Here is a 3,214-nt window from a genome sequence, read left to right on the forward strand (position 1 = left end):
GCCTGACCCCGGCCGAACGGGCCGGACTGGACCGCAAGGCCGCGGAGTTGCTGCACAACCGGGGCGCCTCGGCCACGCGGGTGGCGCGGCATCTCGTGGCGGCCAACGACGTGACCGCGGCGTGGGCCGCCCCGGTGCTCGTGGAGGCGGCCGATCTCGCGCAGCTCGACCACGACGGTGAAGCGGCGGCCCGGTTTCTCGAGACGGCGCTCGAACTCACCACGGGGGAGCGGGAACGCGCCGCGATCCTGGCCAAGCTGGCCGACGCCGAGTGGTCGGTCAACCCGGGCGCCGCGGCTCGGCACCTCGACCGGCTGATCGCCGCCGCGCGGGACTCGACGCTGGACCGGAGCCGATGGCCGGTGCTGTTGCGACAACTGTTGTGGCACAGCAGGAACCAGGATGCGGCCGACCTCATGCGGCTGTTGCGGGCCGACCCCGGCCCGGCCGAGGGCGCCGTGCGCGACCTGGATGCCTGGCTGGCGTACACGCATCCGACGCTGGTGCGGCGGCGGACCGGCGCCACGACCGGGCCGCAACCGGCCGACGCGTCGAACACCGACCCGTGGCTGCGTTCCACGGCGGTGCTCGCCGGGGCGCTGGCCCGCGGACAGGACGACGAGACCGTGGCCCGCGCCGAGGACGTGTTGCGGGACCTGCGGTTGAGCCGTGACACGGCGTGGACCGACGAGGCGGTGCTGTTGGCGCTGCTGGCCTTCGTCTACGCCGACCGCAATGACAAGGCGGTCGAGTGGCATGACCGGCTGCTGGCCGACCTGGCGGGCCGGCCGGACGTCGTGCGGCGCGCGCTGCTGGCCACGGTCCGCGCCGAGATCGCGGTCCGCGACGGCGATCTGGCCGCCGGCCTGCGGCACGCGACGACCGCGCTGCGTCACCTGCCGGCGCGGTCGTGGGGCGTCGCCGTGGGGCTGCCGCTGGGCAGCCTCATCCTCGCGGCAACCCGGATGGGTCGGTACGAGGAGGCCGCGAAGTACCTCACGTACTCGATCCCGGAGGGCATGTTCACCAGCCGCTACGGGCTCGGCTATCTGTGGGCCCGCGGCCAGTACCACCTGGCCACCAACCACGCGCACGCGGCGCTGGCCGATTTCCGCTCGTGCGGCGAGCTCATGCGCGACTGGGGACTGGACATCGCCGGGCTGGCGCCGTGGCGCACGAGCGCGGCGGAGGCGTGGCTGCGGCTGGGCAATTCCGACCAGGCCCGGCTGCTGATCTTCGACCAGCTGGCCCGGCCCGGCGTCGACGGCACCCGGATCCGCGGCACCGGGTTGTGGCTGCTGGCGCTGGCCAGCCCGCCGAGCCGGCGGATGTCGTTGTGCACCGAGGCGCTGGAGTTGCTGGAGCGCTCCGGTGACCGGTTCGGCCAGGCAAGGGTGCTGGCCGACCTGGGCCAGGCCTGCAATGCCGCGCAACAGAAGCGGCGGGCGCGATTGCTGCTGCGCCAGGCGTTGCACGTGGCGAACATGTGCGGTGCCCAGCCGCTGGCGACCGAGCTGTTCGCGGTGTCCGGCGAGGCCGCGGAGGACACGGTGTCGCCGGACCTGCGGCCGGCGGGCATCGAGCCCGGCGGTCGGGATCGGCTCACTGTTCAGTTCGGAGCGTCGGGTCGCGTCGCTCGCGGTCATGGGCTACACCAACCGCGAGATCGCCGCCCGGCTCTACGTCACGCCAAGCACCGTGGAACAGCACCTGACCCGCGTGTACCGCAAGCTCGACGTGAAGCGCCGCAAGGACCTTCCGGTCGATCTGCGCACCGAGTTGACCAAGACCGGATGAGGGGGACGACCGTGGTGAGCGATGTGCTTGCCCTGAACGACACCGAGGCGCCCGACCTGGATCCGGCCATGCCGGAGCCGATGCGGCTGCGCCTGGCCGAGGCGCTGGGCAGACCGGCGGCGCAACAGCCGGACTGGCCCGACCCGGCGGCCGTCGCGGACGTGCGCCGCACCCTCGGCAATCTTCCGCCGATCACCACGCCGGCCGAGATCGACCTGCTGCACGACCGGCTCGCCCAGGTGGCCCGCGGCGAGGCGTTCCTGTTGCAGGGCGGCGACTGCGCCGAGACGTTCGCCGAGAACACCGAGTCGCACATCCGGGGCAACATCCGGACCCTGCTGCAGATGGCCGTGGTGCTGACGTACGCGGCGAGCCTGCCGGTGGTGAAGGTGGGCCGGATCGCCGGCCAGTACGCCAAGCCGAGGTCCAACACGATCGACTCGCTCGGCCTGCCGGTGTACCGGGGCGACATCGTGAACTCCCTGTTCCCGACGCCGGCCGCCCGCGTGCCCGACCCGAAACGACTGGTGCAGGCCCATTCCGTGTCGGCGGCGACGATGAACCTGGTGCGTGCGGCGACCGGCCAGGCCGGCATCGCCGATCTGCGCCAGGTGCACGACTGGAACCAGGACTTCGTGCGCATGACCCCGGCCCGCGCCCGTTACGAGGCGCTGGCCACCGAGATCGACCGCGCCATGCGTTTCATGGCGGTGTGCGGGGTCGACCACGGTTCGCTGCACGGCACGGAGATCTTCGCCTCGCACGAGGCACTGCTGTTGGACTACGAACGCCCGATGCTGCGGGTTTCGGACGGCAGGCTCTACTGCCTGTCGACGCACATGCCGTGGATCGGCGAACGCACCCGGCAGCCGGACGGCGCGCACATGGCGCTGGCCGAGATGCTGGCCAACCCGATCGGCCTGAAGATCGGCCCGTCGACGACGCCGGCGCAGGCGGTCGAGTACGTGGAACGCCTCGACCCGGACAACCGCCCGGGACGGCTGACGCTGATCTCCCGGATGGGGCACGGCCGGGTGCGCGAGGTGCTGGCGCCCATCGTGGAAGCGGTGACGGCGTCGGGACATCTGGTGATCTGGCAGTGCGATCCCATGCACGGCAACACCTACGAGTCGGCGGGCGGCTACAAGACCCGCCACTTCGACCGGATCGTGGACGAGGTGGCCGGCTTCTTCGCCGTGCACGCGGAACTGGGCACCCATCCGGGCGGGCTGCACGTCGAGCTGACCGGCGAGGACGTCACCGAGTGTCTCGGCGGCGCGCAGGACATCTCGGACGCGGGGCTGGCGGAACGGTACGAGACCGCCTGCGATCCCCGGCTGAACACCCAGCAGTCACTGGAGTTGGCGTTCACGGTGGCGGAGATGCTGCGCGCCGTCTGAGGTAGTGCTGTTCGGCG

2 protein-coding genes are annotated in these 3,214 nt (G+C 72.1%); both read left to right on the forward strand.

All coding sequences use genetic code 11. From position 1 onward, the window contains the following. The first annotated feature begins 1,644 nt into the window (after nucleotides 1-1,644). Nucleotides 1,645-1,797, forward strand: a complete 153-nt coding sequence (locus KUTG_RS62510; RefSeq protein WP_198047890.1) for a helix-turn-helix domain-containing protein — start codon at nucleotides 1,645-1,647, stop codon at nucleotides 1,795-1,797. Nucleotides 1,798-1,865: 68 nt separating this feature from the next. Continuing rightward, nucleotides 1,866-3,197, forward strand: a complete 1,332-nt coding sequence (locus KUTG_RS46215; protein WP_232241548.1) for a class II 3-deoxy-7-phosphoheptulonate synthase — start codon at nucleotides 1,866-1,868, stop codon at nucleotides 3,195-3,197. The last annotated feature ends 17 nt before the right edge of the window (nucleotides 3,198-3,214 follow it).

The sequence above is a fragment of the Kutzneria sp. 744 genome (genome assembly GCF_000568255.1).
Lineage (GTDB): Bacteria > Actinomycetota > Actinomycetes > Mycobacteriales > Pseudonocardiaceae > Kutzneria.

Bases quoted from the DNA above. Each gene is read 5' to 3' on its own strand.
- KUTG_RS62510 (WP_198047890.1), top strand. From the start codon at position 1,645: ATGGGCTACACCAACCGCGAGATCGCCGCCCGGCTCTACGTCACGCCA.
- KUTG_RS46215 (WP_232241548.1), top strand. From the start codon at position 1,866: ATGCCGGAGCCGATGCGGCTGCGCCTGGCCGAGGCGCTGGGCAGACCG.